General features: G+C 69.8%; 16 protein-coding genes. 7 read left to right on the top strand and 9 right to left on the bottom strand.

The window, feature by feature from the left end:
• The first annotated feature begins 14 nt into the window (after positions 1–14).
• The 3 genes from H9I49_RS22670 (at position 15) to H9I49_RS22660 (ending at position 3,210) form a co-directional block, all read left to right on the top strand.
• On the top strand, positions 15–1,445 hold the full coding sequence (locus H9I49_RS22670; RefSeq protein ID WP_188032755.1) for a sugar porter family MFS transporter: 1,431 nt from the start codon (positions 15–17) through the stop codon (positions 1,443–1,445).
• A 54-nt stretch (positions 1,446–1,499) separates the two neighbouring features.
• The gene (locus tag H9I49_RS22665; protein WP_188032674.1) at positions 1,500–1,865 is read left to right on the top strand and encodes a universal stress protein; all 366 of its coding nucleotides are present in this window, start codon (positions 1,500–1,502) and stop codon (positions 1,863–1,865) included.
• 163 nt (positions 1,866–2,028) lie between these two features.
• Complete coding sequence (locus H9I49_RS22660) at positions 2,029–3,210, top strand: copper resistance D family protein (protein ID WP_188032673.1); 1,182 nt, start codon at positions 2,029–2,031, stop codon at positions 3,208–3,210.
• A gap of 88 nt (positions 3,211–3,298) precedes the next feature.
• Here H9I49_RS22660 and H9I49_RS22655 read toward each other — a convergent pair whose 3' ends face one another.
• The 5 genes from H9I49_RS22655 to H9I49_RS22635 all read right to left on the bottom strand — a co-directional run bounded on the left by H9I49_RS22655 (position 3,299) and on the right by H9I49_RS22635 (position 11,219).
• The gene (locus H9I49_RS22655; protein ID WP_188032672.1) at positions 3,299–6,865 is read right to left on the bottom strand and encodes a putative Ig domain-containing protein; all 3,567 of its coding nucleotides are present in this window, start codon (positions 6,863–6,865) and stop codon (positions 3,299–3,301) included.
• Between the two features lie 105 nt (positions 6,866–6,970).
• Positions 6,971–7,897 (bottom strand): family 43 glycosylhydrolase, encoded by a 927-nt coding sequence (locus tag H9I49_RS22650; protein WP_370587707.1) that lies wholly within the window; start codon positions 7,895–7,897, stop codon positions 6,971–6,973.
• Positions 7,894–8,793, bottom strand: a complete 900-nt coding sequence (locus H9I49_RS22645; protein ID WP_188032671.1) for a carbohydrate ABC transporter permease — start codon at positions 8,791–8,793, stop codon at positions 7,894–7,896. Before H9I49_RS22645 ends, H9I49_RS22650 begins: the two co-directional genes overlap by 4 nt.
• Positions 8,793–9,779: a carbohydrate ABC transporter permease gene (locus H9I49_RS22640; protein ID WP_223129133.1), complete on the bottom strand. Its 987-nt coding sequence runs from the start codon at positions 9,777–9,779 to the stop codon at positions 8,793–8,795. Before H9I49_RS22640 ends, H9I49_RS22645 begins: the two co-directional genes overlap by 1 nt.
• A gap of 81 nt (positions 9,780–9,860) precedes the next feature.
• Entirely contained in the window at positions 9,861–11,219 is a 1,359-nt protein-coding gene (locus tag H9I49_RS22635; RefSeq protein ID WP_188032670.1) for an ABC transporter substrate-binding protein, read from the bottom strand.
• 179 nt (positions 11,220–11,398) lie between these two features.
• On the opposite strand from H9I49_RS22635, the gene H9I49_RS22630 reads away from it, so the two are divergent.
• The gene (locus H9I49_RS22630; protein WP_188032669.1) at positions 11,399–13,507 is read left to right on the top strand and encodes a glycoside hydrolase family 36 protein; all 2,109 of its coding nucleotides are present in this window, start codon (positions 11,399–11,401) and stop codon (positions 13,505–13,507) included.
• 78 nt (positions 13,508–13,585) lie between these two features.
• Here H9I49_RS22630 and H9I49_RS22625 read toward each other — a convergent pair whose 3' ends face one another.
• Complete coding sequence (locus tag H9I49_RS22625) at positions 13,586–16,582, bottom strand: glycoside hydrolase family 2 TIM barrel-domain containing protein (protein ID WP_223129132.1); 2,997 nt, start codon at positions 16,580–16,582, stop codon at positions 13,586–13,588.
• A gap of 244 nt (positions 16,583–16,826) precedes the next feature.
• Here H9I49_RS22625 and H9I49_RS22620 point away from each other — a divergent pair, with 244 nt between their 5' ends.
• Positions 16,827–17,057: a hypothetical protein gene (locus H9I49_RS22620; protein WP_223129131.1), complete on the top strand. Its 231-nt coding sequence runs from the start codon at positions 16,827–16,829 to the stop codon at positions 17,055–17,057.
• Between the two features lie 85 nt (positions 17,058–17,142).
• Positions 17,143–18,204, top strand: a complete 1,062-nt coding sequence (locus H9I49_RS22615; protein WP_255524222.1) for a LacI family DNA-binding transcriptional regulator — start codon at positions 17,143–17,145, stop codon at positions 18,202–18,204.
• Between the two features lie 11 nt (positions 18,205–18,215).
• Here H9I49_RS22615 and adhP read toward each other — a convergent pair whose 3' ends face one another.
• The gene (gene adhP, locus H9I49_RS22610; protein ID WP_188032751.1) at positions 18,216–19,226 is read right to left on the bottom strand and encodes an alcohol dehydrogenase AdhP; all 1,011 of its coding nucleotides are present in this window, start codon (positions 19,224–19,226) and stop codon (positions 18,216–18,218) included.
• A gap of 231 nt (positions 19,227–19,457) precedes the next feature.
• Between adhP and H9I49_RS22605 the strand changes: the two genes are divergently transcribed.
• Positions 19,458–20,726, top strand: a complete 1,269-nt coding sequence (locus H9I49_RS22605; protein ID WP_188032666.1) for a DUF2652 domain-containing protein — start codon at positions 19,458–19,460, stop codon at positions 20,724–20,726.
• Here the strand turns inward: H9I49_RS22605 and H9I49_RS22600 are convergent.
• Together H9I49_RS22600 and H9I49_RS22595 are read right to left on the bottom strand one after the other, a co-directional pair.
• Positions 20,668–23,667, bottom strand: coding sequence for an NAD-glutamate dehydrogenase domain-containing protein (locus H9I49_RS22600; protein WP_370587706.1), 3,000 nt, complete (start codon positions 23,665–23,667; stop codon positions 20,668–20,670). The genes H9I49_RS22605 and H9I49_RS22600 overlap by 59 nt on opposite strands.
• 213 nt (positions 23,668–23,880) lie before the next feature.
• On the bottom strand, positions 23,881–25,023 hold the full coding sequence (locus H9I49_RS22595) for an FAD-dependent oxidoreductase (protein WP_370587705.1): 1,143 nt from the start codon (positions 25,021–25,023) through the stop codon (positions 23,881–23,883).
• Between the last annotated feature and the right edge of the window lie 127 nt (positions 25,024–25,150).

The raw sequence follows: 25,150 nt of genomic DNA, 5'->3' as shown, positions 1-25,150 counted from the left end.
CAAGGAGGCTCGGTATGTCTCACGGGGCACCAATCACTAGCTCCAGCGGAATCGCACTACCCCTGCTCCGGCCAGGTCCGCACCAGCGCAGGCTCGATCTGATCGCAGTCGTCGCGACGTTCGGCGGCCTGCTGTTCGGCTATGACACGGGGGTGATCAATGGGGCTCTCGAGCCCATGAAGCACGACCTCGGCCTGAACACGGTCACCGAAGGGTTGGTGACAGCGACCCTGCTGGTGGGCGCTGCCGTCGGCGCCATCGTCGGCGGCCGGATGAACGACACCCTCGGTCGAAAGAAGACCTTGACCATCGTCGCGGTCATCTTCTTCGTCGGCACGGTGGGTGGGGTGATCGCCCCGAACCTGGCGGTCATGTTGCCTTCGCGCATCATCCTGGGCTTCGCCGTCGGGGCCGCCTCGGTCACGGTGCCTGTCTACCTGGCCGAGCTCGCCCCCACAGAGCGCCGCGGCACGTTGAGCGGTCGCAACGAGCTGGCCATCGTGGTGGGGCAGATGCTCGCCTTCATCATCAACGCGATCATCGCGGGCGTCTGGGGACACCACGACGGCGTGTGGCGCTACATGCTGGCCGTCGCCGCACTCCCGGCGGTGTGCCTGTTCGTCGGCATGTTGCGCATGCCGGAGTCACCCCGGTGGCTCATCTCCAAGGGTCGTCACGACGATGCCCTCCAGGTGCTGCTACAGGTCCGCAACGAGGATCGCGCCAGGGCCGAGATCGCCGAGGTCGAGCATCTCGCGGAGGAGGAGTCCGAGTCACAAACCGGTGGCTGGGCCGACCTGAGCGTGCCGTGGATCCGTCGGATCGTGGTCGTCGGCTGCGGCCTGGCCATGGCTCAGCAGCTCACCGGCATCAACTCGGTCATGTACTACGGCACCCAGCTGCTGACTGAGGCAGGCTTTTCCGCAAGCGCGGCGCTGATCGCCAACATCGCCAACGGCGTTCTCGCGGTGGCCGGCTCGGCCATCTGCCTGTTCCTCGTGATCGACAGGATGCCGCGGCGCCAGCTCATCGTCCGAGGCTTCATCGCCACCACGGCGGTGCACGGCCTGATCGTCATCGCCGCCACCGTGATGCCACAGGGCATCACACGGGCGTACGTGATCCTGATCCTCTGCGTGACCTTCGTGTTCTTCATGCAGCTGGCTCTCAACGTGCCGGTGTGGGTCTGCCTCTCGGAGCTGTTCCCGCTGCAGCTGCGCGGGTTCGCGATGGGCCTCAGCATCCTGTGCATGTGGCTGATGAACGCCGCACTCACGTTCGCCTTCCCGATCATCGTCGGCCTGACGGGACTGCAGGGGATCTTCTCCCTCTTCTTCGTGGTCGGCGTCATCTCGGTGGTCTTCCTGTGGAAGATGCTGCCGAACACGAGCGGACGCTCGCTGGAACAGCTGGAGGAGGCCTTCGCCGGTGGCGACTTCCGCTGACGAAACCGACTCGACGCGACTTCAATCTCGTTCATTCCCAAGGAGGCTCAACCCATGACCATCCTGGTCGCAGTACCTGACAGCAAGGAGGGCGCCGTCGCCCTCGCGGCGGCTGCGGACGAGGCCGAGCTGCTCGACACCGACCTCGTCGTCGTCAACCTCGGATTGGGTCCGCTGGACACCTCGTCGCTCCCCCCGACGCTCAAGGTGACGGTCACCAAGAGAACCGGCAAGGCGGACCGCGACCCGGTCGACGCGGTCCTGGCAGACATCGAGGAGTACGGCGCGACCCGCCTGGTCATCGGCGTGAAGCGCCGGTCCCCCGTGGGCAAGGCGCTGCTCGGGAGTGTGAGCCAGGGGCTCCTGCTTGAAGCGCCGGTCCCGGTGCTGGCGATCAAGATCGACGATCCCCACCGCTGACGACAGCCGCACCCCCGGCTGCTGGCGGGGGACTCGATCCCCCGCCAGCTGCCCACGTACTTCGGGGACGGCTGGCGGCGAGACGGGTGAGCCGGAGATTGCGGGAGGCCCGAGGTATCTGGTTAGGTAAGCCTCACCTAACCACTGGACACGAAAGGTGCCCATGTCCGCCCTCCACGTGCTCGACGCTCTCGCGTCGGCCCAGGCCCCCCCGACGATCCCGCCGACCTGGCGCTGGCTCACCAAGTGGGCCTACTTCATCGGGCTGGCGGCCCTCATCGGCGTGCCCCTCGTCCACCTCACCGTCGTGCGGCCGGCACTTCGGGCGCATGCCGACGGGGCCACGGCCGAGCGAGGCCGTCGGGCGGTGCACCGCATCATCGGGCTGGGTGCCCTGGGGTTCGCCGTCGTCTACGTGTTCCAGCTCGCGTCGGCCGCGGCCCGCGGCCTCGAGATCGACTACGCAGAGGCACTGTCGCCCGTGGTCGTGTGGCGGTACCTGACCCAGCCCGCCGGGGACGGTGCGTGGCTCGGTGCCGGCGCCACGACGCTGGCGCAGGCCGTGCTGGCGGTCGCCGCCGTGGCACTACTGGTGCCGCTGGCCCGGCGGGTCCCCGCCCGGGGTGGCGACCGTGTCGTCATGGTCGCCGCGCCGATCGCCGTCGCGGTCACCCTCGTCAAGTCGGTGCCGGTGACGCCAGAGGCCCTCGCGGCGGAAGAGCTCGTGGGCCGGCTGCTCGTCCAGCTGCACATCGTCGGCGGCAGTGTCTGGGTGGGTGGGCTCATCGCACTGGCCGCCCTGACCCGGTCGCGACGACACATCCGCGATGCCGACGTCGACGTGTGGGCGACGATCTGGCAGCGGTTCAGCGTGCTGGCGATGGCGTCGGTCGGCGCCCTCCTCGTCTCAGGGGCGTGGCTGACCTGGCGCGAGGTCGGCGCCATCGAGCAGTTCGTCACGACACCGTTCGGGCGCCTGCTGGCCATCAAGATCATCCTGGTCGCCGTTCTCATCGGCTTCGGCGCGTTCAACCAGCTCGTGCTCATACCCCGACTCGTGCGCCTGCGCCGCTCGGGCCAGATGGAGTCGGCGCGCCACCTGAGCATGGGCCATCTCGGCCGAATCGTCTTTGCGGAGAGCGTGATCGGTGTGCTGGTGCTGCTCATCGTCGGCCTGCTCACGGGGTCCGCGCGCGCTCAGGCCGACGGGGGCGAGGCGGTCGTCGACGCGTCGGTCTACGGCTGGGGAGCCGCCTTCCTCGTCGCCGTCGTCGCCCTCTTCGCCGTCACGGCGCGTGTCGCGTCGTTCCTCGCCGAACGGCCCTCGGCCACCGCATCGACCTGACGGCGCGTGCGCACAGCACCGGGCCGGTCCCACCGGCCACCGGCTGTGCGGGTGCCGGAGCATCCGCACAGCCGGGGCGGATGGTACGTCACGACGTGCCTGACCCTCCCGTGGCCGCGCTCGACGTCACGGCTCCGTACAGCTCGACCTCGGCGACGTTGCCGTTCCACGACGACTGGTTGATCAGACGCAAATAGCGGTACGAGCCGTCGTGCAGCAGCGCGCTCGACGGGATGTCGTACCACGTGCCGTCCGACGCCCCCGACACCGGAGCGGTGAGGTCGGCCCAGGTCGTGCCGTCGTTCGAGCCCTGGACCACCATCCCGTTGAGGCGCGACGCGAGCGTGCCCGGCCGGGGCAGGAGCACCACCTCTTCGAGGTCGACGCTTCGACCCGCCCCGAGATCGACGACGTAGTACGAGCCCGGACCCGTGGTGAGGTCTCCGAAGGTCGTGCCGTCGCGGTCGAAGAGGAGGTAGCCCACCTCGTCCACGCCGAGGCCGGTGCCCGGCCACTGCGGCGCAGACGCCTTGACCATCGCCTGTGAGGCGACGTCGATGCGGCGGGCGGCGTCACCGGCGACGAAGAGCCGAGAGCCGTCGCTCGGTACGTATGCCGTCGGGCCCGGTGCGCCGTCCGCACGGTCGTAGTCGACGGACAACGTCACCTCGCCCCGGGGGACGTCCCGCATGACGGCATCCGCGGTCCAGTGCAGGCTGTCCGTCGAATGGACGGCGGCCGTCACCCCCTGGATCGTGACGCGCACGTTCTGGATGGGATCACGCGCCGTCACCGTGACCCGCGCCGTGTCACCGAGCGAGATCTTGTTCGCGATGGCCGCGTCGGAGCCGAGACTCACCGACTGCAGCTCGTTGCCGATCTCGTGCCGCTCACCGAAGATGTGGAACTCGTTGATCTCGAAGAGGTTTCGCACGATGCCGTACAGCACGTCGGGCTGCGGCTTGAGCAGCTGCACCTTGATGAAGCGGAACTGGTCGTCCACGAGGTCGTCGGCCACGTCGAGCGTGTTGTAGTCCTGCGTGAAGGCCGTGACCCCGGGGGTCAGCCGGGTCCAGGTGCGGTTGTCGTTCGAACCGAAGACGGCCGAGTTCGCGAGGCGGTCGGCGAAGATGTTGCTCTGGAAGCCGAACTTCCGCGCCGAGACCCGGAAGTCCGGACCGAAGTCGAGCGTGTGCGACAGGTTGACCGCCTGGCCGTACGTCGTGCCGCTCTGGTCGTCGCCGTCGACCATGCTGAACACCTTGGTGCCCATGGTCGAGGACGCCACGGTGGCCGGGTAGTCGAACGACCCGTCGAGCGTGCTGGTCGGCGTGAGCTGCTCGAGCGCGGCCGTGGCCGCGAGCAGCGCGTCCAGCGCGGATTGGAACTGCGCGTCCGTGGACCGCCCAGCCGCCTTGAGCGCGTCGGCCCGGACCTGCTCGAAGGCGTCGCGCGTCGCCGCGACGTAGTCCACCCTGGGGTCGAAGCCCTTCGCGGCGGCGACGACAGCGGCCTTGCGGTCCTTGGCCGCCTCGAGCACGACGTGCTTCGCCGCGACGGTGGTGCCGTCCGAGACCCAGACGGTGGCGCGGACCGATCCGGTCGCCGTGGGCCGCCACGAGAGCTGCCCAGTGGCGGCGTCGAGGGAGGCGCCCGCAGGCAGCGCGGCCGCGCCGTAGGAGAGGCTCGCGGCGGGGTCCGTGTCGGTGGCTGAGAGGTCGACCGTCCTGAGGGAGCCGACCACGCCCACGGCCCGAGTCCCGGCCGAGCCGGATCGGAATGCCGGGGGCGTGAGCTGGGTGCCCGCGGCGAGGTTCATCGCGTCGAGGTCGACACTGACGCCCGAGCCCTTCGCGGTGATGAACAGGATGTCGCCGATGCCGTCGGCCTCACCGAGCTGCACGGTCACGTAGCGCCACTCGCCTCCGGTGTCGGGCAGCACGAGCGGCTGGCTGACGCCGGGTGAGAGGGTGAGCACGGCCGGGCCGTCGGTGCGGACCCGGAAACCGATGACCTTGCGGTTGTTCTGACCGTTGAGGAAGGCGATCTTCGAGCCGGCGCTGGTGGCGCCGAGACGCACGAAGGAGGTCTCCCCCTCCGTCCGCGTGCTCGCCGTCCCCGCGAGAGCGTGGTAACGCTGCTCGATCTGCTGCAGGTTCGGGTCCGTCTGGGCGGGCGGGAGGTAGCGCGAGCCCTCGGCCTGCGCTGCCTGCGGGACGTAGAGCCAGAAGTCGCCGCCGCCATCGACGTTGTCCCAGTTGTTGTTGAGGGAGCCGCCGTAGTAGAAGCTCTGCGGCTGGCGCTTCGTGAACGCCTCGTAGAAGTTGGGCGCCTTCTTCGAGAGGTCCTCGTGTCGGACGTACGTGTAGTAGTAGAAGAGGTCCCAGAAGTTCGTCGTGTTGTAGCGACCGCGGTACCCGTTGGCGATGTGGTTGTACGTGTCGCGGATCGTGCCGTCCGGCGAGATCGCGTAGGCCACTGGGGTCCACTCGGTGTCGTTGCCGAGCATGAACTTCCAGAAGTAGTCGGCGGCCGCGAGGATCCGGTCGTCGAGGAACTCGTACGGCCCCACGGCGTCGTCCCGGGTCGAGACGGTGCCCGTCTTCGGGTCGACCTTGGTGCCCTGGGCGAGGAGCATCCGCGAGATGATCGCGGCGTTCGTCAGGTCGCCGCCACCGTGCGCCTGGTCGCGACCCATCTCCAGGTGCTGGACGTGCGGGTCGGCGATCGGCTCACCGGTCTTGTCGTTGCGGTCGACCCACCGGAACAGCCGGCTCACCGACCCGTTGAAACCCTGGTCGTTGGCCGTCTTGTTCACCGTGAACCACTCGACCGCCTCCTCGTACCGGGCGCGGTTGTCGGAGAAGATGTAGCCGGCCATCGCGCCCAGCAGCGGGTAGTTGTGCTGGTTCATGAAGTGGTTGTTCGCGTGCTGGAAGGTCTCGATGGCCGGGGTCACCAGGTTGTTCGTGAATGCCGTCGTGTCGGCATCGGTCCACGGCGCGGTGCCGTCGTCGCACGAGCTGTAGCGCAGGAGCTCCGCCGCGGTTGCCATGCGGTTCAACGGGATTCCCGTGTGAATGTGGGAGTCGGTGAAGTAGACGTACGCGCTCGGGTCCATCTGCTCCCAGATCCGGATGATGGCGAGGGCGTTCTGCCGGTAGACCTTCTCCCCCGTCAGCACCCACATGAGCGCCTGGGTGTAGGCCTTCAGCCCGTCGGCGATGAACCTCGAGTTGAAGCCCTGGCTGTTGAAGGCGGTCGACGCCGGCAGAGTGGGGTTCGAGGAGCTGCGGTTGCTCGACGTGGCCGTCCGCGAGGCGGCGGACGACGTCGTCATCGAGGTGTAGTACGTGAACCAGGGCTCGGCCTTCGCGGCCACCTGGGCGCGGGCGTTCTCGAGGACCGGCTTCGTCAGGCCGACGCCCGGGTGCGTGAAGCCGGCAGAGCTGACGTGCTCGGTGATCTGCACGGCACACGTCTCACCCGCCGTCGCCGCCGACGCGGCCGCCGGTGCGAGCACGGTGGCCGCGCCCGCCCATGGCGCCTGCACGGCTGTGCCGGTGAGCATCAGTGCTCCCGCGACCGTGGCGAGGGCGCGTCTGACGCGCCTGCCCGCGAACCGTGTGGACGGGCTCTCGGCTGTCGTTGTCATTCGTCTCCTCCTCATGGAAGCTCGGGCGCCGTCCTTGGCTCCCGAGCAGCGGGTCGACCCCGGTGTCGAGCCGCTGTGACACAGTCGTGGCACGCCGGGCGTGCGTCAGGTGATGAGCCCCGTGACGGGGTCGACGGACCACTCGTCGCGCCAGGCCACGGTCGCGCGTCCGTCGGCGATCGTGAGCGGCAGCCAGACCGCGGGCGAGCCGGCGAGGTCGTCTCTCTGCCAGCGGTCCCCGACATAGACGTACGCCGTCGTCTCGCTCCCGGCGACCGTGACGACGGTGCTCGTCTGCGAGTCGAAGGTCGACGACCCAGCCGGCGCGACATCGCGCCAGGGGCTCCACGGGCCTGCGAGGTCGGTGGCCGTGGCGTACTTGTTGTCGTTGGTGGACCAGCCCGTGAGGTCGGACCCGAAGAGGTGGTAGACCCCGTCGACCTTCACCAGCGCAGGGCTCTCGTAGCCGTGCACGCCATGCGGTGTCAGGGTCGTGCTGACGATCCGCGTGACTCCGAGGTAGTCGTCGGACAGGCGGTAGATGTGGAGCCCGTGCTCGCGGTCCTCCGACATGACGTAGCCCGTGCCGTCGTCGTCCTGGAAGACGCCGATGTCGCGGCTGATGTGGCCGAGCGGGCGCTCGCTGCGCACGTACGTGTAGGGGCCCTCGGGGCTCGGCGAGACGGCATACCCGAGGCGGGCGTCCGCGTAGTCCCGGGAGTCGATGTGCAGGAACATGACGTACGTGCCCGAGCGCGGCTCGCGCAGGACCTTTGGCCGCTCGACGACGCGGTCGGGACCGAGGTCGGGCACCGTCTCGTCCACCGCGAGCGCATGACCGACGAGCTCCCACGTCGCGAGGTCGGTGGACCGGTAGCAGCTCACGCCGGTGAAGAGCTGGCCTCGTGCCTTGTCCTCGCCCCACGCCCAGTACGTGTCGCCGAACCGCTGGATGCCCACGCCGTGCAGCTGCGCGACGTCCCCGTGCTGGTCCCGGAAGACCGTGCCGGGCCGGATCACGCCCGCGGTCACTTCAGGCTCCCGAGCGAGACCCCGCTGCGCCAGTAGCGCTGCATGGCCACCATGAGCAGGACCATCGGGAGGCTGGCGACCAGGGCGCCGATGATGACCATCCCGGTGAGGTCGTACTGCGAGTCCGTGCCCCGCTGGAGCCAGGAGTAGAGACCGAGCATCACCGGCCACTTGCCCGAGTCGCGCAGGAAGACGAGGGGGCCGAAGAACGCGTTCCACTGGGCCACGAAGTGGAGCAGGAAGATCGTGGCACCCGCGGTCGTCATGAGCCGCAGCGCGATCTGCCAGAAGATGCGGTACTCCCCCGCACCGTCGATGCGCGCCGCCTCGATGAGCTCGCTCGGCACCGCAGCCTCCGCGTAGACCTTGGCGAGATAGACGGAGAACGCCGAGAAGCAGCTCGGCACGATCATGGCCCAGACCGTGTCGAAGAGCCCGATGCGGACGTAGAGCAGGTAGGAGGGGATGGTCAGAAGGGCGCCCGGGATGAGGAAGGAGCCGATGACCAGCCCCATGGTGAGCCCGCGTCCCCGATAGCTGTACTTCGCGAGGCCGTAGCCCGCGGCGAGCGAGACGAGCGTGAGACCCACCGAGCCGGCGCCTGAGTACAGGACGGAGTTCGCCAGCCACCTCGGGTATGCCGCGTGCTCGTACGTGAAGAGCTGCCGGAGGTTCTCCACGACGTTGACGTCGGCGAACCAGAGCGCATCGCTGCGGTAGAGGTCCTCGCGGGTCTTCGTCGCCGCGACGACGAGCCACCAGACGGGGGCCACCGAGTAGAGGACGAACGCCCCGAGGCCGAGCATGACGAGGCCTCGGTTGCGTCTGCTGCCCGAGATGCCGGGCGGCTCGTCGGGGCCGATGCGTGGGGACCGCGCCGTCACCTGTGCGCTCATCAGCTGGCCTCCTTCGAGAACCGGTAGACAACGGCCGACATCGCGCCGACGACGACGGCAAGGACGATGGACAGGGCGGTCGCGTAGTTGATGTCGCCGACCTTGAAGGCCATGTCGTAGACGTACATGGCCGGGGTGAAGTCCCTGGTGATCGTCTCTGGTCGCACCGCCCGGAACAGCGTGGGCTCGGCGAAGAGCTGGACGGTGCCGATGATCGACAGCAGCGTCGTCAGCACGAGTGACGACCGGACGTACGGAACCTTGATGGACCACGCGATACGCAGGTCGCCGGCGCCGTCGACGCGCGCCGCGTCGAAGATCTCGCCGGGGACGCCCTGGAGGGCGCCGTAGAGGATGAGCATGTTGAAGCCAACGGTGTTCCAGAGGATGAGGTTGCCCATCGACGTCCAGAGCATCTCGGACGAGAAGAAGTCCACGTCGAACCCGAACGTCGCGGCGATCGGTCGCAACGGGCCGACGATCGGGCTGTAGAGGTAGAGCCAGATCATCGTGGCGACCATGCCGGGGATCATGTAGGGCACGAGCAGCAGCACCCGGTAGCGGCCGGCCCAGCGCCGTCGTACCGCGTCGAGCAGCAGGGCCATCGCCAGGGCGGTCGCCTGGGTCAGCGGGATGATGACGGCGGCGAAGAGGAGCACCCGGCCGAGGCCTGACCAGAACGTGGCGTCGCGAAATGCCTTGGCGAGCTGGTCGAGACCGGTGAACTGCACGGTCTTGTCACCGCCGAGCCCGAGACCCGAGGACTTGGTCGTGTAGAAGGTCTCGGAGATGCCGAGGACCAGCGGCACCAGCGTGAAGACGCAGAACCCGAGGAGGAACGGCAGCGAGAAGCTCGCGCCCTTGAGGTCACGCATCACCCGCCAGCTGATGCGCGGCCCGGTCGCATCCCGCCGGCCGCCCGGGCCGGTTGCCGTCGGGCTCGTGGTTGGGCTCGGCCTCGCGACGAGCGTCGTCTCGGTCGACATCCGTGTCTCCGTCCTGTTGGGGGCACACCGCACCGCGCGACGCGGACCGGGCCGGCCCCGGTGGCCCGGTCCGCGTCACCGTCAGCCGACGGTGTAGTTGATGCCCTTGCCGTCGAGGTCGCTCGTGATGAACTTCTGGACGTTCTCGAGCGCCTGCCGGAGCGTCTGCTTCCGGGCCACGGCCTTGCCCCACTGGTCCTGCAGCTCGGGGAACCACGCGTTGTAGTTCGGGCCCGTCTCGAACTTTCCGATGACCCGCTGCTGCGAGGCCACGACGATCTTGCCGACCTGCTCCTTCGGCTCAGCGAACAGTCCGTCGGGGACGACGTCAGCGGCGTACTGCGACGGGTCGGCGACCTGCGCGGGGAACGTGACGGCTCCGGTCTCAGGGTCCTTGCTCGCCTTGATGCCTTCGGGCGTGGCGGTGAAGAGCGCGAAGGCCACTGCCGCCTCGGGGTGCTCGCAGCCCTTCGGCACGAAAGAGGGGTTCGTACGGCCGGGCACGCCGGCGTCCGGAGTGTCGGCCCACGTGGGGTTGGGCACTGCGAGCCAGTGGCCCTTGGACTGCTTGAAGTTCGTCGCGTAACCGCGCATCGACCACCAGGCCAGCGGGACGTCGGCGAGCTTGCCGCTGTCGAAGTACGCGTAGAGCGCGGGCCGGTCCTTGTACGTCTCGTTGGAGACCCAGTCGTTGTCGATGAGCTTCTGGTAGAAGGCGATCGCCCGGGTGGTCCCCTTGTCGAGCAGGTTGATCTTCCACTGGTCGCCGTCGATCGCGAACCATTCGGCGCCGGACTGCTGGGCCATGTTGATGAAGCCGCTCGGGTCCTCACCGGGCAGGTTGATCGTGTCTGCCCCTGCCGCCTTCAGCTTGGGGGCGATCGCCAGCATCTCCTCCCACGTCTTCGGCACGGCCACGCCGGCCTTGTCGTACACCGCCTTGTTCACCATCATGAACTGCGCGTCGACCCCGGAGGGGAGGCCGAAGTAGCGTCCGTTCACCTGTGCCGAGGCCCGTGCGCCGCTGCTGAAGTCGGCCTCCTTGGGCCTGACCAGGTCGGTGAGGTCCTGTCCCCAGCCCTGGGCCACGACACTCGTCAGACCGGTGAAGCCCTTGACGAAGCACGGTGCCGGGCCGCCGGACGCCATGAGGTTCTGGAAGTTGCTCTGGGCGGCCTCGATGGACGCCTGCCTGACGAAGTTGAAGCGGAACTCCTTCTGGCTCGCGTTGAACGCCTCGACGACCTTCGGGGTGATCGCCGCGTCCCAGTCCCACAGGTCCACGGTCACCGGGCCGCCACCACCCGCGGCCGCTGCGCCGCTCCCGGTGGTGGGTTGGGGCGTGCTTCCACACCCCGTGAGGAGCAGGACGCCGGCCGCCGCCGCGGCGGAGGCGCGCAGGGGGATGGTCGGTCGGACGCCGCGGGGGTGCGTGCGCATCGGTCACTCCTTCGTGATCAGCGATAGTGGGATAACGTTCTCCCGTACCTTTTCGTCCGCACGCCATCCTGTCAAGACCCCGCCGATGCTCGACACGCGAGCCCATGGCCGGGATGGGCTGTCAGCGGACACCTCTGCGTGATAACGCTATCCCCCACACATCAACGAAGGAGCGGTTCATGGCGACGACGACGGCCGGCATCGAGAGGGATCTCGCCTGGGGCAACGGTTCGGTGACGCTGCACCTCACCGCGGCTCCTGACGCCCCACCGGCGCTGCGCGCCATAACCCTTGCGGACGAGCCGGTGCCTGAGGCCGCAGCAGCCTCCTTGGTCCCGGTCGTCGAGGTCTCGCTGGCCGGCGACGGAAAGCTCGGCACCGCAGGCAAACGGCACGTGGACGGGGCGGCCGCCCAGCGACTGCGCCTGCGCGCCTCTCGCGACGAGAGCGTTCCCGGCGGGCGCCGCCTGACCCTCGAGCTGTCGGACGACGCCACGCTCGCCGCCCACGTCGTCTACGAGCTCGCAGACGGCGCCACCGTGATGAGCACCCACGTCGAGCTGACCGCCATCGCGCCCGTCGCCGTCGAGCACGTGTCCTCGTTCGCGCTGGGTGGCCTGTTCCACGGACGCGACTGGGACCGCTCCGTGCGGTTGTGGCGCGCCGCCAATCCGTGGAGCGGCGAATATCGCTGGGGTGCAAGCACTCTCGGGGATCTCGGCCTCGTCGACGTGGGGATGACGCGCTACGGCCAGGTCGGCACCAAGAACCGCGTCTCGACGACCTCCACCGGGGCATGGTCCACCTCGGAGCACCTGCCCCTGCACGTGCTCGACGACGGCCGCCGGCAGCTCTTCTGGCAGGTGGAGAACAACGGTGCCTGGCACACCGAGGTCGGCGACCGCCACGACGGCCTCTACCTGCTCGCCTCCGGGCCCACGTGGCACGAGCACCAGTGGCGCGTCGACCTCGCCCCCGGTGAGTCGTTCCGCACGGCGGACGCGTCCTTCGGCGTCACGCGGGACGGGTGGGACGGCATCGGGGCCGCACTCACGGAGCACCGCCGGCGCGCTGCCCTGCCCCACCCCGACCACGTCGCGTTGCCGATCGTCTACAACGACTTCCTCAACGGCCTCATGTCCGACCCGACGACCGACCGGGTGCTCCCGCTCGTCGAGGCGGCTGCCGACCTCGGCGTCGACGTGTACTGCATGGACGCCGGCTGGTACGACGACGAGCACGGCGGCTGGTGGGACTCCGTCGGGGAGTGGCGCCCCTCGGTCAACCGCTTCCCCGGCGGCGGCCTCGAGGCCGTCATGGACCGCGCGCGGGGGCTCGGCCTGGGCACCGGACTCTGGCTGGAGCCCGAGGTCGTGGGCCGCCGCAGCCCGCTCGTCGACGAGCTGCCGCCGGACGCGTTCTTCTCGGTGGCAGGGCACCGCACGCTCGAGTGGGGACGCCACCAGCTCGACCTGCGCCATGGCGCCGCGCGAGCCCATCTCGACGACCGGGTGGACGACCTCGTGCGCCGGTTCGGTCTCGACTACCTCAAGCTCGACTACAACATCGACATCGGACCGGGCACCGACGGGGGCGGCCGGGAGACGCCCGGCCACGGCCTGCTCGAGCACTCCCGCGCCCACCTCGACTGGGTCCGTGACGTCATGCGACGGCACGACGGACTGACGGTGGAGGGCTGCTCCGCCGGGGGGAGCCGTGGCGACGGTGCGAGCGCGGCCACCTTCCCGCTGCTGTCGTTGACGGACCAGCAGGACCCCCGGCTCATGCCGCCGATCGTCGCCGGCTCCCCCACCGCGCTGACCCCGGAGCAGAGCGGTGTCTGGGCCTCCGTCGACGGCTCGATGACCGACGAGGAGCTGGTCTTCTCCCTGTGCACGAGCATGCTCGGCAGGATCCACCTCGCCGGACGCATCGACACCCTGTCCGAGGCGCAGCGACTCCTCGTGCGCTCGGCTCTCGACGTCTACCGCGGCCTGCGCGACCGCATCCCCTCGATGGTCCCGTTCTGGCCCGCCGGCCTGCCGGGCTGGCACGACGACTGGCTCACGTACGGCCTGCGTGACGCGGACGGCGCGTACCTCGTCGTGTGGCGCCGCGGCGGGCCCGAGGCGTGGAGGCTGACGCTCGACCCAGGCCGGGTACCCGCCACGGCGGCCACGGTGGTGTTCCCCGAGCCGACACCGCGGTCCGAGGTGATCCTCTCCGACGGCGCGCTCGACCTCGACCTTCCCGCCCCCGCGGCCCGGCTGGTGCGACTCACCTGGTGACAGGGGACCGCGATGCGGTGAGCCCCCTCGCCGGCCGGGCCGGTCGAGGGGGCTCACGCATCGTCTGGCGTCGCCTCGTCAACCACGTCCCCCGACGACGGCGATCCGGATCTCTCGCTCGAGCTCGTGTGCGTGGAGCCGGTGAGCAGGTGTGGCATCCGGGCCGCACGAGTTGCTGCCCAGGCCGTGGTGGGCGAAGTCCAGCGTCAGGTGCGTCGTGGCCTCGGGCCGCAGGTCGGTGGGGTGCGCCGCGGCGGCGAGCGCCTTGGACGACCAGGGACGCACCGCGAAGCCGGAGGGGGTGTCGTGGGCCAGCCTGAGAGTGGTGCCGTCCTCCCATCGGACCGCAGCCGACCACACGTCGGAGCGGAGGCCGTTCTCCTGCGGCTTGACGTAGGGCGTCTGCAGCTCCGCGACACTCGCCCTCCAGGCACCGACCCGCGCGCCGGTGCGGCTGTCGCGGTAGGACTCCCCCGGGCCGAGACCGAGCCAGTCGACCGAGGCCGCCCCGGCCGGCAGACCGAACCACAGCCCGATTCGCGGCACGTTGACCGGGCGCCGGCTCACGGAGCCGTCGGGGTTGCGGGGGCCGCGCATGCTCCACTGCCCGAGAGGGACGACGCGGAGGCGCAGCGCCAGGGCGTCACCGACGCTGCGCCACGACGCCGTCGTCCGGAAGCCCGCGTCGGTTCCCGCAGCGAGAGTCGTGGTGCACACGACGAGCTCGTCGCCGACGACGTCGACGTCGTCGACACGGTGGATGACCCGATCGAGCCCGAGCTCCTGCCACGCGCGGTCGTGGCCCAGCCAGCCGCGGTCGTTGTCCGTTGGTGCTCGCCACAGGTCGAGCCGCGGGCCTTGCAGCACAATGGAGCCCAAGGCGGTGAGGTCTCCTGAGTGGTCGAACGCGGCACCGTCGATCCGCCACCCGTCCCCGTCCCGTTGCGGCCGCCCGGCGCCGACGCGCGCTTCCACGGGTGGCCCCGTGACGACGTGCTGGCCGAAGGCGATCTCGTGACCCTCCGGCAGGGCGGCGGTCGGCTGAGCGACGACCACCCGGACCGTGACGACCCTCCGGCTGCCCGGTGGCGGAGTCGCGGGTGCGGGCAGGTGCACCTGCGCGACGTCGCGCGCGCCGACGACCGGCACGTCGAGCTCGCCCGAGTCCTCGACCCGACCGTCGAGCTCGACCGTCCAGAGGAAGCGCAGTCCGGCCGTGTCGATGACGTCGTGGCGGTTCTCGATCGACACCGTGAGACCGCTGGCCCCGTCGACGAGGCCCACGCGTACGGGTGCGATCACGGCGGCATACTCGAGCAGGCCCGGGGAGGGCGTGCGGTCGGGGAAGAGGAGCCCGTCGGCGATGAAGTTGCCGTCGTGCACGGGCTCACCGAAGTCCCCGCCGTAGGCGAAGAACTCGCGGCCGTCGTCGTCGACCTGTCGGATGCCGTGGTCGATCCACTCCCAGACGAACCCGCCGTGGAGGCGCTCGTACCGGTCGAAGAGCGCCTCGTACTCGACGAGCCCGCCCGGGCCGTTGCCCATGGCGTGGGCGTACTCGCAGAGCATCATGGGCAGGAGACGCCGGTGCGCGTCGGCCGTTGCGTCGTTCGTCCGAGCCTCCGCACCCTGCCCGATGAGCTCGGTCTCCGCGTGGTCGGGGTACATGCGGCTGTAGACGTCGACGTACGAGCTGTCGAAGTCGCCCTCGTAGTGGACGAGCCGGCTCGGGTCGCGGTCATGCACCCACTCCGCCATCGCGCGCAGGTTGTCGCCGACACCCGACTCGTTGCCCAGTGACCACACGATGACCGACGGGTGGTTCTTGTCGCGCTCTACGGTGCGCTCCATGCGGTCGAGGTATGCCGTGCGCCAGCGCGGGTCGGCGCTCGGGTTGCCCTGCCAGCCCACCAGCTCGAAGCCGTGCGTCTCGAGGTCGCACTCGTCGACGACCCACAGACCGAGCTCGTCGCACAGGTCGAGGAAACGGGGGTCCGGCGGGTAGTGGCTCGTGCGGACGGCGTTGATGTTGTGACGCTTCATGAGCAGCACGTCCGCCCGCAGGTCGTCCTCGCTCAGGGTGCGGCCCGTGTCCGGGTGCCACTCGTGACGGTTGACGCCGCGGAAGCGGATCGGCGCGCCGTTGACGGTGATGACGCCGTCGACGACCCGGACGGTGCGGAAGCCCACCCGCACGGAGATCGTCTCGCCCTCGCTGCGGATGAGCGCGTCGTAGAGCCGCGGCGTCTCCGCCGTCCACGGCGAGGCTCCGGCGACCCGGAGCTCCTCACCGCTGGGCAGCCCCTCGACGCCGAGCTCGGGCACGTCCACCGTCGCGGCCACGTCGGTGACGACCCGGAGCACGCCCTCGCCCGTCGTGTGGTCGAAGTCGGCCATGACGTGGTGGTCACCCATGCCGCCCGGGGGCCGCTCGAGCAGCCGCACGGACCGGAAGATTCCCGAGACCCACCACATGTCCTGGTCCTCGAGGTAGCTGCCCGCGGACCACTGGCTCACGCGCACCGCAAGCAGGTTGCGGCCCTCGCGCAGCGCAGGCGTCGCGTCGAACTCCGTCGCGAGGCGGCTGCCCGTGCTCCACCCCAGCCGCACCCCGTTGACCCACACCGTCACGTGGGAGTCGACACCCTCGAAGCGCAGGGTCCACGACGACGAGCCGAGGTCGTCGACGTCGAACCAGCGGCGGTACTCCCCGGTCGGGTTCTCGTCGGGCACCGCGGGCGGGTCGATGGGGAAGGGATAGATGACGTTCGTGTAGGCGGGGATGCCGTAACGCGCCTGCCCGCGGGGCAGGAGCCGGCCGTCGACGTCACGCAGTCCCTCGAGCTGCCAGCATCCCGGCACCGACACGCGGTCCCACGCGCTGTCGTCGAACGACGGCTCCGGGAGCCCGGGCGTCATGTCGCGGATGCCACCGGCGAGGCGGAAGCTCCAGGACCCGTCGAGGACGACCACCCGGGCGTCGCTGGCCGCCACGGCCCGCGGGGCGAGCCGGCCGGCGCCGGGCTCGAAGCTGGTCAGGACGGCGCGCCCGCCGTCGTCATGGGACTCGTGCACAGTCTCTCCTCGGTAGTGGGCGGGCCATCCCCGGTTTCAGCGACCTCGAGGCCGGGCCGTACTCCCAGGCCCGAGACGTCGTCGGGTGTCTCCGGCTCTCGCGGGAGAACGCTATCCCAGAATCCGATGGCACTGCAGGCGTGAACGGCACGGGCACCAAGTCCAGCACACTCACGTCTTCGGCGGGGGGGCCCGGCGATGGCGGCGGGTGGAGCGCTACCGTGATGACGTGCGGGGTGATCGCGTGGAGATCGTCATCGATGCGGGCGGCGAGGTCCGCACGTACGAGATCGAGGCGACGCGCAACGGGCGTCGCGTGGAGATCACGACCAGCCGCGGGATCGTCGAGGTGACGGAGGTGACCCGCGCAGGGACCCCGGTGCGCACGGCGCGCTTCATGTCGAGCCGGGTCCTCGCCCTCGTGGAGTATCCCGCCGGTGAGCACCCGATCGGGCAGGAAGTCATCGAGCCCTGAGCTCGAGGATGCGAGGGCGCCTGGCGGTCTCGGATAGGGTGGACATCGATGTCCGCCACAGGCGGATCCTTTCTCCGGAGGGTGGATGATGGGGGAAGCAGCACCGGCGAAGCCGGCGACCCTGGGTGATGTCGCCAAGCTGGCCGGCGTATCCGTGCCGACCGCCTCGCGGATCCTCAACGGGGGCGTGCGCGGGACCCAGACCGGAAGCGCAGATCTGCGCGCTCGGGTCGAGGAGGCCGCGGCGACGCTCGGGTACTCCGTCAGCACCGCTGCCCAGGCGATCAAGGGCGGGCGCGCCCGCAGCGTCGCCCTCCTCGTGAGCGACATCGACGACTTCGGCAGCGCGACGATGATCTCGGGCGTGATGCATGCGGCGGAGAAGCGCGGGATGTCGGTGGCCGTGCGCGCCACCGGTGACGACTCACGGCGCGAGGTCGAGGTGCTTCGGCACTTCAGGGGAGAGCGGCACCGGGCGGTCGTGCTCGCGACCAGCCGCACGACCGATCCCTCCAGAGAGGCCGCGCTGGACGAGGAGCTGCGGCTGCTTCGCGCCCAGGGCGCGCGCATCGTCGTGGTCGGGGACTCCGCGCTCGACTACCCGTCCGTCACCGTCGACAGCCGCACCCCGGCTGCCAGGCTCGCCGCGGAGCTCGTCAGGTTCGGACATAGCCGGTTCGCCGTCGTCTCGGGGCCGGCTGACCAGATCACGGCCCGCGACCGAGCCCACGGGTTCCTCGCCGGGCTGGCCGCCATGGGTGTTGCGGTGCCGGAGCAGCGCGTGGTCCACGCGCCGTTCTCCCGCGACGGCGGGTACGCCGCTGTGGACCTGTTGGGCGAGCACGTCCACGACCTCGACGTCATCGCGGCGGGCAGCGACGCCATGGCCGTCGGCGTCATCGCCCGCCTTCGCGAGCTGGGCATCGTCTCACCGCGCGACATCGAGGTCACCGGGTTCGACCACGTCCCGATGCTCGGCGACGTCCTGCCCGAGTTCAGCACCGTGGAGGTGCCGCTCGAGGCGTTCGGTGAGGCGGCGCTCCACCTCGCCGTCGACGAGGACGGAGCCGCGTCGACCGGGGTCTCCCTGCCCGCCTCCCTCATCGTCCACGGGGTCCGCCTCGACGCCGCCGGCCCGCGAGACTAGGCGCAGCCTCGTCAGTACGTGATGACCACGCGGCCGTCGATCTTTCCGTGCCTCATCTCGTCGAAGACCGCGTTGATCTCGCTGAGGTCGCGAGTGGTCACCGTCGCGTGGATCTGTCCGCGGGCGTAGAACTCGAGGGCCTCCACCAGGTCCTGGCGGGTGCCGACGATCGAGCCACGCACGGTGAGCCCCTTGAGGACGATCTCGAAGATCGACGCCGGGAAGTCGCCCGGGGGCAGACCGAGGAAGACGATCGTCCCGCCGCGCCGCGACATGTGGATGGCCTGGCCGAATGCCGACGGGTGGACGGCGGTGACGAGCACCCCGTGCGCGCCTCCCGTAACCCTTTGGACCACCTCGGTCGGGTCCTCGTCGAGCGCATTGACCACGAGCTCCGCACCGTGCCTCTTCGCCAGGGCGAGCTTGTCCTCGGCGATGTCGACGGCGGCCACGCGCAGGCCCATCGCCCTCGCGTACTGCACCGCGATGTGTCCGAGGCCGCCGATACCGGAGATGACGACCCACTGGCCCGGCTTGGCCTCCGTCATCTTGAGTCCCTTGTAGACGGTGACGCCCGCGCACAGCACCGGCGCGACCTCCACCGGGTCCGCTCCGTCAGGAATGATCGCGGCGAACCTGGCATCGACGAGCATGTACTCGCCGAAGGAGCCGTCCACGCTGTACCCGGCGTTCTGCTGGTTCTCGCACAGCGTCTCCCAGCCGGTCTTGCAGTACTGGCAGTCGCCGCAGGCGGAGTACAGCCAGGCGTTGCCCACCAGCTGGCCGACCTCGAGGTTCGTGACCCCCTCGCCCAAGGCGACGACCTCGCCGACGCCCTCATGACCGGGGATGAACGGCGGGTTCGGTTTGATGGGCCAGTCCCCTTCTGCCGCATGCAGATCCGTGTGACAGACGCCGCTGGTGACGAGCTTCACCAACGCCTGCCCAGGACCGGGGGTCGGCACCGGGACGTCGTCGACGACGAGGTCAGTGCCGAAAGCGCGAACAACAGCTGCGTGCATGGTTGCCATGTCAGTTCCTTTGACGTCGTTGTCTCGATCCGAGAGGCAACCTAGGTCGCGGAACGTTGCAACGACGTTGCACGCGTGTCGATGCCGGGCAGCACCTCGCAGGCGGCTGCGAACGCGTGTCGGCAGCAGTAGATTGCCCTCGGGGACCGGTCCCGGCATTCGAGCTCCGGAATGGCTGCCGCCCCACCGCTTGTCGCCGCTCAACGTGGTCGAGGAGGACGGATGGATCCCCGAGCCGGTCGCTCTCCTAGCCGGCAGGCGTCGGGTCCGGAGCTCTCGCCGAACGCCACAGAGTCGGCGTGTCTCCTGATCGCCGACATCTCGGGATACACGGGCTACCTCGCGGGAGTCGAGCTCGATCACGCGCAGGACATCCTCGCTGACCTCATGGGGACGATCGTCAGCGCGCTGCGACCCGCGTTCCGGTTGGCGAAGCTCGAGGGCGACGCCGCGTTCACATATGCCGTCACCGACAAGCTGGACGGGTCGTTGCTCCTCGACACGATCGAGGGCTGCTACTTCGGCTTCCGGCGGCGCCGGCGGGACGTGCGTCAAGCGACGTCGTGCGAGTGCAACGCGTGCGTACGCACTCCCGACCTCGACCTGAAGTTCGTCGCCCACCACGGCACCATCCTTCGCCAACGCGTCGCCGGCCACGAGGAGCTGCTCGGACCGGACGTCATCCTCGTCCACCGGCTGCTCAAGAACGCCGTGGTCGAGTCGACGGGCGTCGAGGCCTATGCGCTCTTGAGCCAGCAGTGCGTCGATGCGATGGATGTCGACGTCTCCGCGCTCGGCATGCACGCCACCACCGAGACGTACGAGCACATCGGCGCCGTACGCCTCTGGGTCCACGACCTCGAGCGGCGCTGGCAGGAGGAGGAGTCCCGCACGCGCGTCTTCGTCGACGACCGTCAGGCTGCCTACCGTCTCGACACTCCCACGCCGGCTCCGCCGCAGGTCGTATGGGAGTTCGTGACGACACCGGGCCGACGGATGGCGTGGCAGCTCGGGGTGACCGGGGTCGAGGTGATCGCGACCGGAAACCGTCGCGGGGTCGGCGCCACCAACCATTGCATGCACGGCGAGAACGCGACCATCGAAGAGGTCCTCGACTGGCGGCCCTACGACTACTTCACCCATCGGACGACCGTCCCGACGCCGATGGGGCCGGTCCGCTTCCTCGCCACGACGGAGTTCGAGCCGACGTCCGATGGGACGGTCCTGCACCAGCGCTTCGCCGCACCCCGGACGGCGAAGGAACGGGCCATCATGGAGCAGCTGGCGGCCTGGCTCGACAACGCGGTACGGACGAGCACAGCCCGTCTGGCCGAGCAGCTCGGCGACGAGCTCGAGCGCCGTCGAAGCGAGACCACCCAGGAGCCCGAGGTGCCACGGGTCCGTCCGGACGGACCGCTCGCGGGCCTGCGGTCTAGCCGCGCGCACTCACGGCGTGGTGCAGGTCCCGGAGCACCTGCACCCCCACCGTGAGCATCGCTACGTCCACATCGGTGCTGCCGGCCAGCCCGGCATAGGCAGAATGCGTGCGCGCGAGGGCATCCCGGTGCTCACGCGTCCAGGTGGCGAGCCCACCGGCGGCCAGCACCTCCGTCGCGATCGCCACGGTCAGTGCAGCGAGCTCGTCCCTGAGCGCAGCCTTTGCCAGCTGAACCCAGTGTGTGTCCGCCGAGCTGATCGGGATGGTGGAGTAGAGCCACGAGAGCCCGAGCGTCTCCCCGATCCCGGCGTACGCCGCCTCGAGCTCGACGACGTCGAAGCCGCTCTCGATCGAGGCCGAGGCCAGGCACAGCGCCTGCGACATCTGCGACACCGCATGACACCGGGTCAGCAGGTCCCGTGAGACACCGAGCTCGGCGAGCTGCGCAGATCGGCCCAAAGCGGCGTCGAGGGCTGGCGCTGAGCTGGACAAGGCCTCGCGGAGGCGAGTCACCGTGCCACGGAACACGGCCGCCTCGCTGTCGATCGCGGCCAGACCGCTGTTCCGGCGGACCAGCCAGGATGCGTTGTACTCCAGCGCCCGCTCCAGCGCATGCCTGACGGGCATCGTCGGGACGACCGGGTATGGCGCGAGGCCATCCCACAGGTCGTCCAGCCCCAGCAGGTCCTTGACGATCATGATGGCTCGGATCGCCTGGTCCGTGCTCGCTCCCGTGCGGTCCTCGACCCGGTAGATGAAGCCCGGGCCGACCCGGTCGATCAGTTCGTTCGCCAGCCGTGTCGCGATGATCTCGCGGCCCAGCTCGTGCGACGCGATCTGCTCGGCGTACTCGGCACGCACGGGCTCCGGGAAGTAGCCGGCGAGCATGCCCAGCACACCGGGGTCTTCGGGAAGGTCACCGTTCAACAGCAGCTCGTGCACGAGGTTCTTGGCGTGCGCCAGGATCACCGCGATCTCCGGCCGGGTGAGTCCGCGACCGGCAGCCCGTCGCCGCTCGATCTCCTCGACGTCGGGCAGGTGCTCGCGGGCGCGGTCGAGCCCGTGCTCGGCGAGGTTGCGCATCACCTGGTCGTGCCGGTCCAGCAGGGTCGCGCCGTAGCCTTCGACGACGCTGATGGCGAGCACCTGCCGCTCGCTGTCGGCCAGGACGTCGTGCACGACATCGCCGTCGCAGGCCTCGAGAACCCGATCACGCTGCGTGCGGTCGATGAGTCCCGCCTTCTCCACCGAGCGCAGCAGGATCTTGAGGTTGACCTCGCGGTCGGAGGTGTTGACGCCCGCGACGTTGTCGATGAAGTCGGCGTTGAGGCGCCCGCCGGCCAGGGAGTACTCGATGCGCGCCGCCTGTGTCAGTCCCAGGTTGCCGCCCTCGCCGACCACCCGGCAGCGGAGCTGGTCGGCCGCGACCCGCACGCGGTCGTTGCCACGGTCCGACACGTCGGCATCGGTCTCGTGCGAGGCTCGCACGTAGGTCCCGATCCCGCCGTTCCACAGCAGGTCGACCGGTGCCCGGAGGATCGCCTGCACCAGCGCGTCAGGCGACAGCACGTCGGCGTCGATGTCGAGCGCAGCCCTGACCTGCCTCGACACCGCAACGGACCTGCCGGACCGCGAGTGGACGCCTCCGCCCGGAGAGATCAGGGCACCGTCGTAGTCGCCCCACGACGAGGCCGGCATCGCCGCCAGCCTGGCGCGTTCCGCGAACGAGGTCTTCGGATCCGGCTCCGGATCCAGGAAGATGTGCCGATGGTCGAACGCGGCCACCAGTCGCAGCCGGTCCGAAAGAAGCATGCCGTTGCCGAAGACGTCACCGGACATGTCACCGATGCCCACCGCGGTGTACTCGTCGCGCTCGGGATCGATCCCGAGCTCGGTGAAGTGTCGTCGCACCGCGACCCACGCGCCCCGAGCGGTCACGCCCAGCTGCTTGTGGTTGAAGCCGGCGGAGCCACCGGACGCGAACGCGTCATCGAGCCAGTACCCGGCGTCGACGGACTCCGCGTTCGCGAGGTCGGAGAAGGCCGCGGTCCCCTTGTCCGCTGCCACCACCAGGTACGGGTCGGGACCGTCGGCGAGCACCATCCCCGCCGGATGCGTCACCCCGCGCTCGGTGACGTTGTCGGTCACGTCCAGGAGGCCTCGCACGAAGACCCGGTAGCAACGGCGTACCTCACGGAGGGCGTCCGCGGGAGCAAGGCCGGCCAGGATCGCCTTGACGACGAAGGCGCCCTTGGCACCGGCCGGGACGATCAGTGAGTTCTTCACCTGCTGTGCCTTGGCGAGCGCGAGCACCTCGTCCCGGTAGTCCTCGACGCGGTCGGACCAGCGCAGCCCGCCGCGGGCCACGGGCCCGTACCGCACGTGCAGGCCCTCGACGTCCGGGTGGTGCACGAACGTCTCCACTGACACCGCGGGATCGGTCGCGAACGGCAGCCTCGCCGGGTCGAGCTTGAACACGGTGGTGCGCGGCGACCGGCCATCACCGTCACGGGTGAAGTAGTTGGTGCGGGTGATGGCGTCCAGCAGGCCCGCGTACCAGTCGAGCACCCGGAACTCGTCCCGGGTCGTGGCGGCGTCGGCGTACTTCGCGAGCCGACTCTCGGCCGACGAGGGGCCCTCCAGGCCGAACCGTTGCTCGAACACCTCGACCCAGTGCCGGACGAACTCGCCGTGGCCCGACAGGATCCCGCGCACGTACGACCGGCTCGCGCCGAGCCCGGCCTGACGGAGGTACTGGCAGGCCGCCCGCACGAGCTGCACCTGCCTCGCGTCCAGATGCGCCTGAAGCACCAAGGAGGCGAAGTCGTCCCGGTCAACCCGGTGCTCCCAAGCCGCGGTGAAGGCCTCGGCGAGCCACGGCAGCACCTCGTCGAGGCCCGGGTCATCGGCCCGGACGAACACGAAGCCGTCCGCCGACGGCTCCGGCCGATGATCGGTCAGGACAAGCCCCAGGTGCTCGAAGAGGGGCAACACCTGCGCCAGTGGAGGCCTGTCGGCGGGCCAGCCCACCCGGCACCTGAGCCGAGACCCGTCCACCTCCCACTCGACACGCGGTGGGGATGCAGGTGTGGTGTGCATGTCGGCAAGGGCCATGACCGCCTCCGCGACCTAGGTTATGGCCATTCCGCGGTCATCGTCGAGCGTGCCGCGGCCCCACCTGAGCACAGGTGGGGCCGCGGCCGATCGTCAAGCGTGAGAGGCGAAGCGAGCCGGACGCAGGAAGTCCAGACCGTCCACGAGCGGTCCTTGACCCAACACCTCGGAGGCCGCGATGGCCCCGAACGCCGACGCCATCTTGAAGCCCGCCCCGGAGAACCCCGTCGCACAGTAGATGCGGTCGCTTCCCGGGAGCGGTCCGAGCAGGCCGGTCTCGTCGGAGGTGTAGAGGTCCGGATAGGCGTCCGACCTGACGATCTCGGGCACGAGCCCCGGGAGGAACTCCTGCACCGTCTCGAGCGACTCGGCCACCTCGGCGTGGCTGAGCTCCCTGGCCATCGTGGCGGGATCCGGGGTCGGCTTGCCACGCCCGTCCAGGGTTGCCTTGACCGTCACTCCGTCGACGGTCGGCGCGCCGTAGAGGGAGCGGTCACCGGTGATCCGGATGAAGATGGGGAACGCTTCGGGGACGAACTGCTTGGCGTCGCGGGCCGTGAACCAGGTCAGGAAGATCCGCTTCGGTTGCACGTGTCGCTGCAGGAAGGGAGGAAGTACGGCGCCCGACCCGCTGCCCGACGCCACGATCACCCGGTCGAACGTCCAGCTGTCCTTGTCGGTGGTGATGCGCACGCCGTCGGACAGCTCGGTGACCTCGCGCACCTGCGCGTCCTTCACGACCGCCGCGCCGTTCTCGCGGGCCACCTCGACCGCGGAGAGGACGGCGCGATCCGTGCGGAGGAACCCCGCACGGGGATCGAGTATGCCGCTCTCACCAGCTGACAGCCGGTGCTGGGGGTAACGGCGCGCCATCTCGTCCCGGTCGAGGATCTCGTGGGGCGCCCCGGTCCGCCGGATCGAGTCCAGCAGGGCCGGAAGGTAGCGCCCGTCGGTCTCGCCGATGGACAGTCCTCCGCACTGGTTCAGGATCTCCTGCCCGGACTCCTCCTCCAGTCGTCGCCACAGGCGCTCCGCCGTCTGGAGAACGGGATAGAAGTTGTGCTCACCGCGGTAGGTCATCCGGAACAGGCGGCTGTCGCCGCCCACCGCACTGCGCGGATGCGCGGGGGCCATGGCCTCGAAGCCCACGGGGGCGACCCCCAGCTTCGAGGCCTGCCACAGCGCCATGCTCCCGACGCTACCGACCCCGACGACAGCGAGCTGACCGTCAGACACTCAGAGCACCTTCTCGAGGAACTTCTGGGTGCGGGGTTCCTTCGGGTTGCACAGGACCTCGGCGGGGGGGCCTTGTTCGACGACGAGGCCGCCGTCCATGAACATGACGGTGTCGCCGACCTCCTTG

It is taken from the genome of Terrabacter sp. MAHUQ-38 (genome assembly GCF_014518425.1).
Taxonomy (GTDB): Bacteria; Actinomycetota; Actinomycetes; order Actinomycetales; family Dermatophilaceae; genus Terrabacter.
The sequence above is the reverse complement of the archived record's forward strand: the minus strand, read 5'-3'. Positions and strand labels throughout refer to the sequence as shown.

What these genes read in the sequence shown, in the direction of transcription:
- H9I49_RS22645 (WP_188032671.1), bottom strand. Translation starts at nt 8,793, where the DNA reads ATGAGCGCACAGGTGACGGCGCGGTCCCCACGCATCGGCCCCGACGAG.
- H9I49_RS22640 (WP_223129133.1), bottom strand. Translation starts at nt 9,779, where the DNA reads ATGTCGACCGAGACGACGCTCGTCGCGAGGCCGAGCCCAACCACGAGC.
- H9I49_RS22615 (WP_255524222.1), top strand. Translation starts at nt 17,143, where the DNA reads ATGATGGGGGAAGCAGCACCGGCGAAGCCGGCGACCCTGGGTGATGTC.
- H9I49_RS22670 (WP_188032755.1), top strand. Translation starts at nt 15, where the DNA reads ATGTCTCACGGGGCACCAATCACTAGCTCCAGCGGAATCGCACTACCC.
- H9I49_RS22660 (WP_188032673.1), top strand. Translation starts at nt 2,029, where the DNA reads ATGTCCGCCCTCCACGTGCTCGACGCTCTCGCGTCGGCCCAGGCCCCC.
- H9I49_RS22655 (WP_188032672.1), bottom strand. Translation starts at nt 6,865, where the DNA reads ATGACAACGACAGCCGAGAGCCCGTCCACACGGTTCGCGGGCAGGCGC.
- H9I49_RS22635 (WP_188032670.1), bottom strand. Translation starts at nt 11,219, where the DNA reads ATGCGCACGCACCCCCGCGGCGTCCGACCGACCATCCCCCTGCGCGCC.
- H9I49_RS22630 (WP_188032669.1), top strand. Translation starts at nt 11,399, where the DNA reads ATGGCGACGACGACGGCCGGCATCGAGAGGGATCTCGCCTGGGGCAAC.
- H9I49_RS22605 (WP_188032666.1), top strand. Translation starts at nt 19,458, where the DNA reads ATGGATCCCCGAGCCGGTCGCTCTCCTAGCCGGCAGGCGTCGGGTCCG.
- adhP (WP_188032751.1), bottom strand. Translation starts at nt 19,226, where the DNA reads ATGCACGCAGCTGTTGTTCGCGCTTTCGGCACTGACCTCGTCGTCGAC.
- H9I49_RS22665 (WP_188032674.1), top strand. Translation starts at nt 1,500, where the DNA reads ATGACCATCCTGGTCGCAGTACCTGACAGCAAGGAGGGCGCCGTCGCC.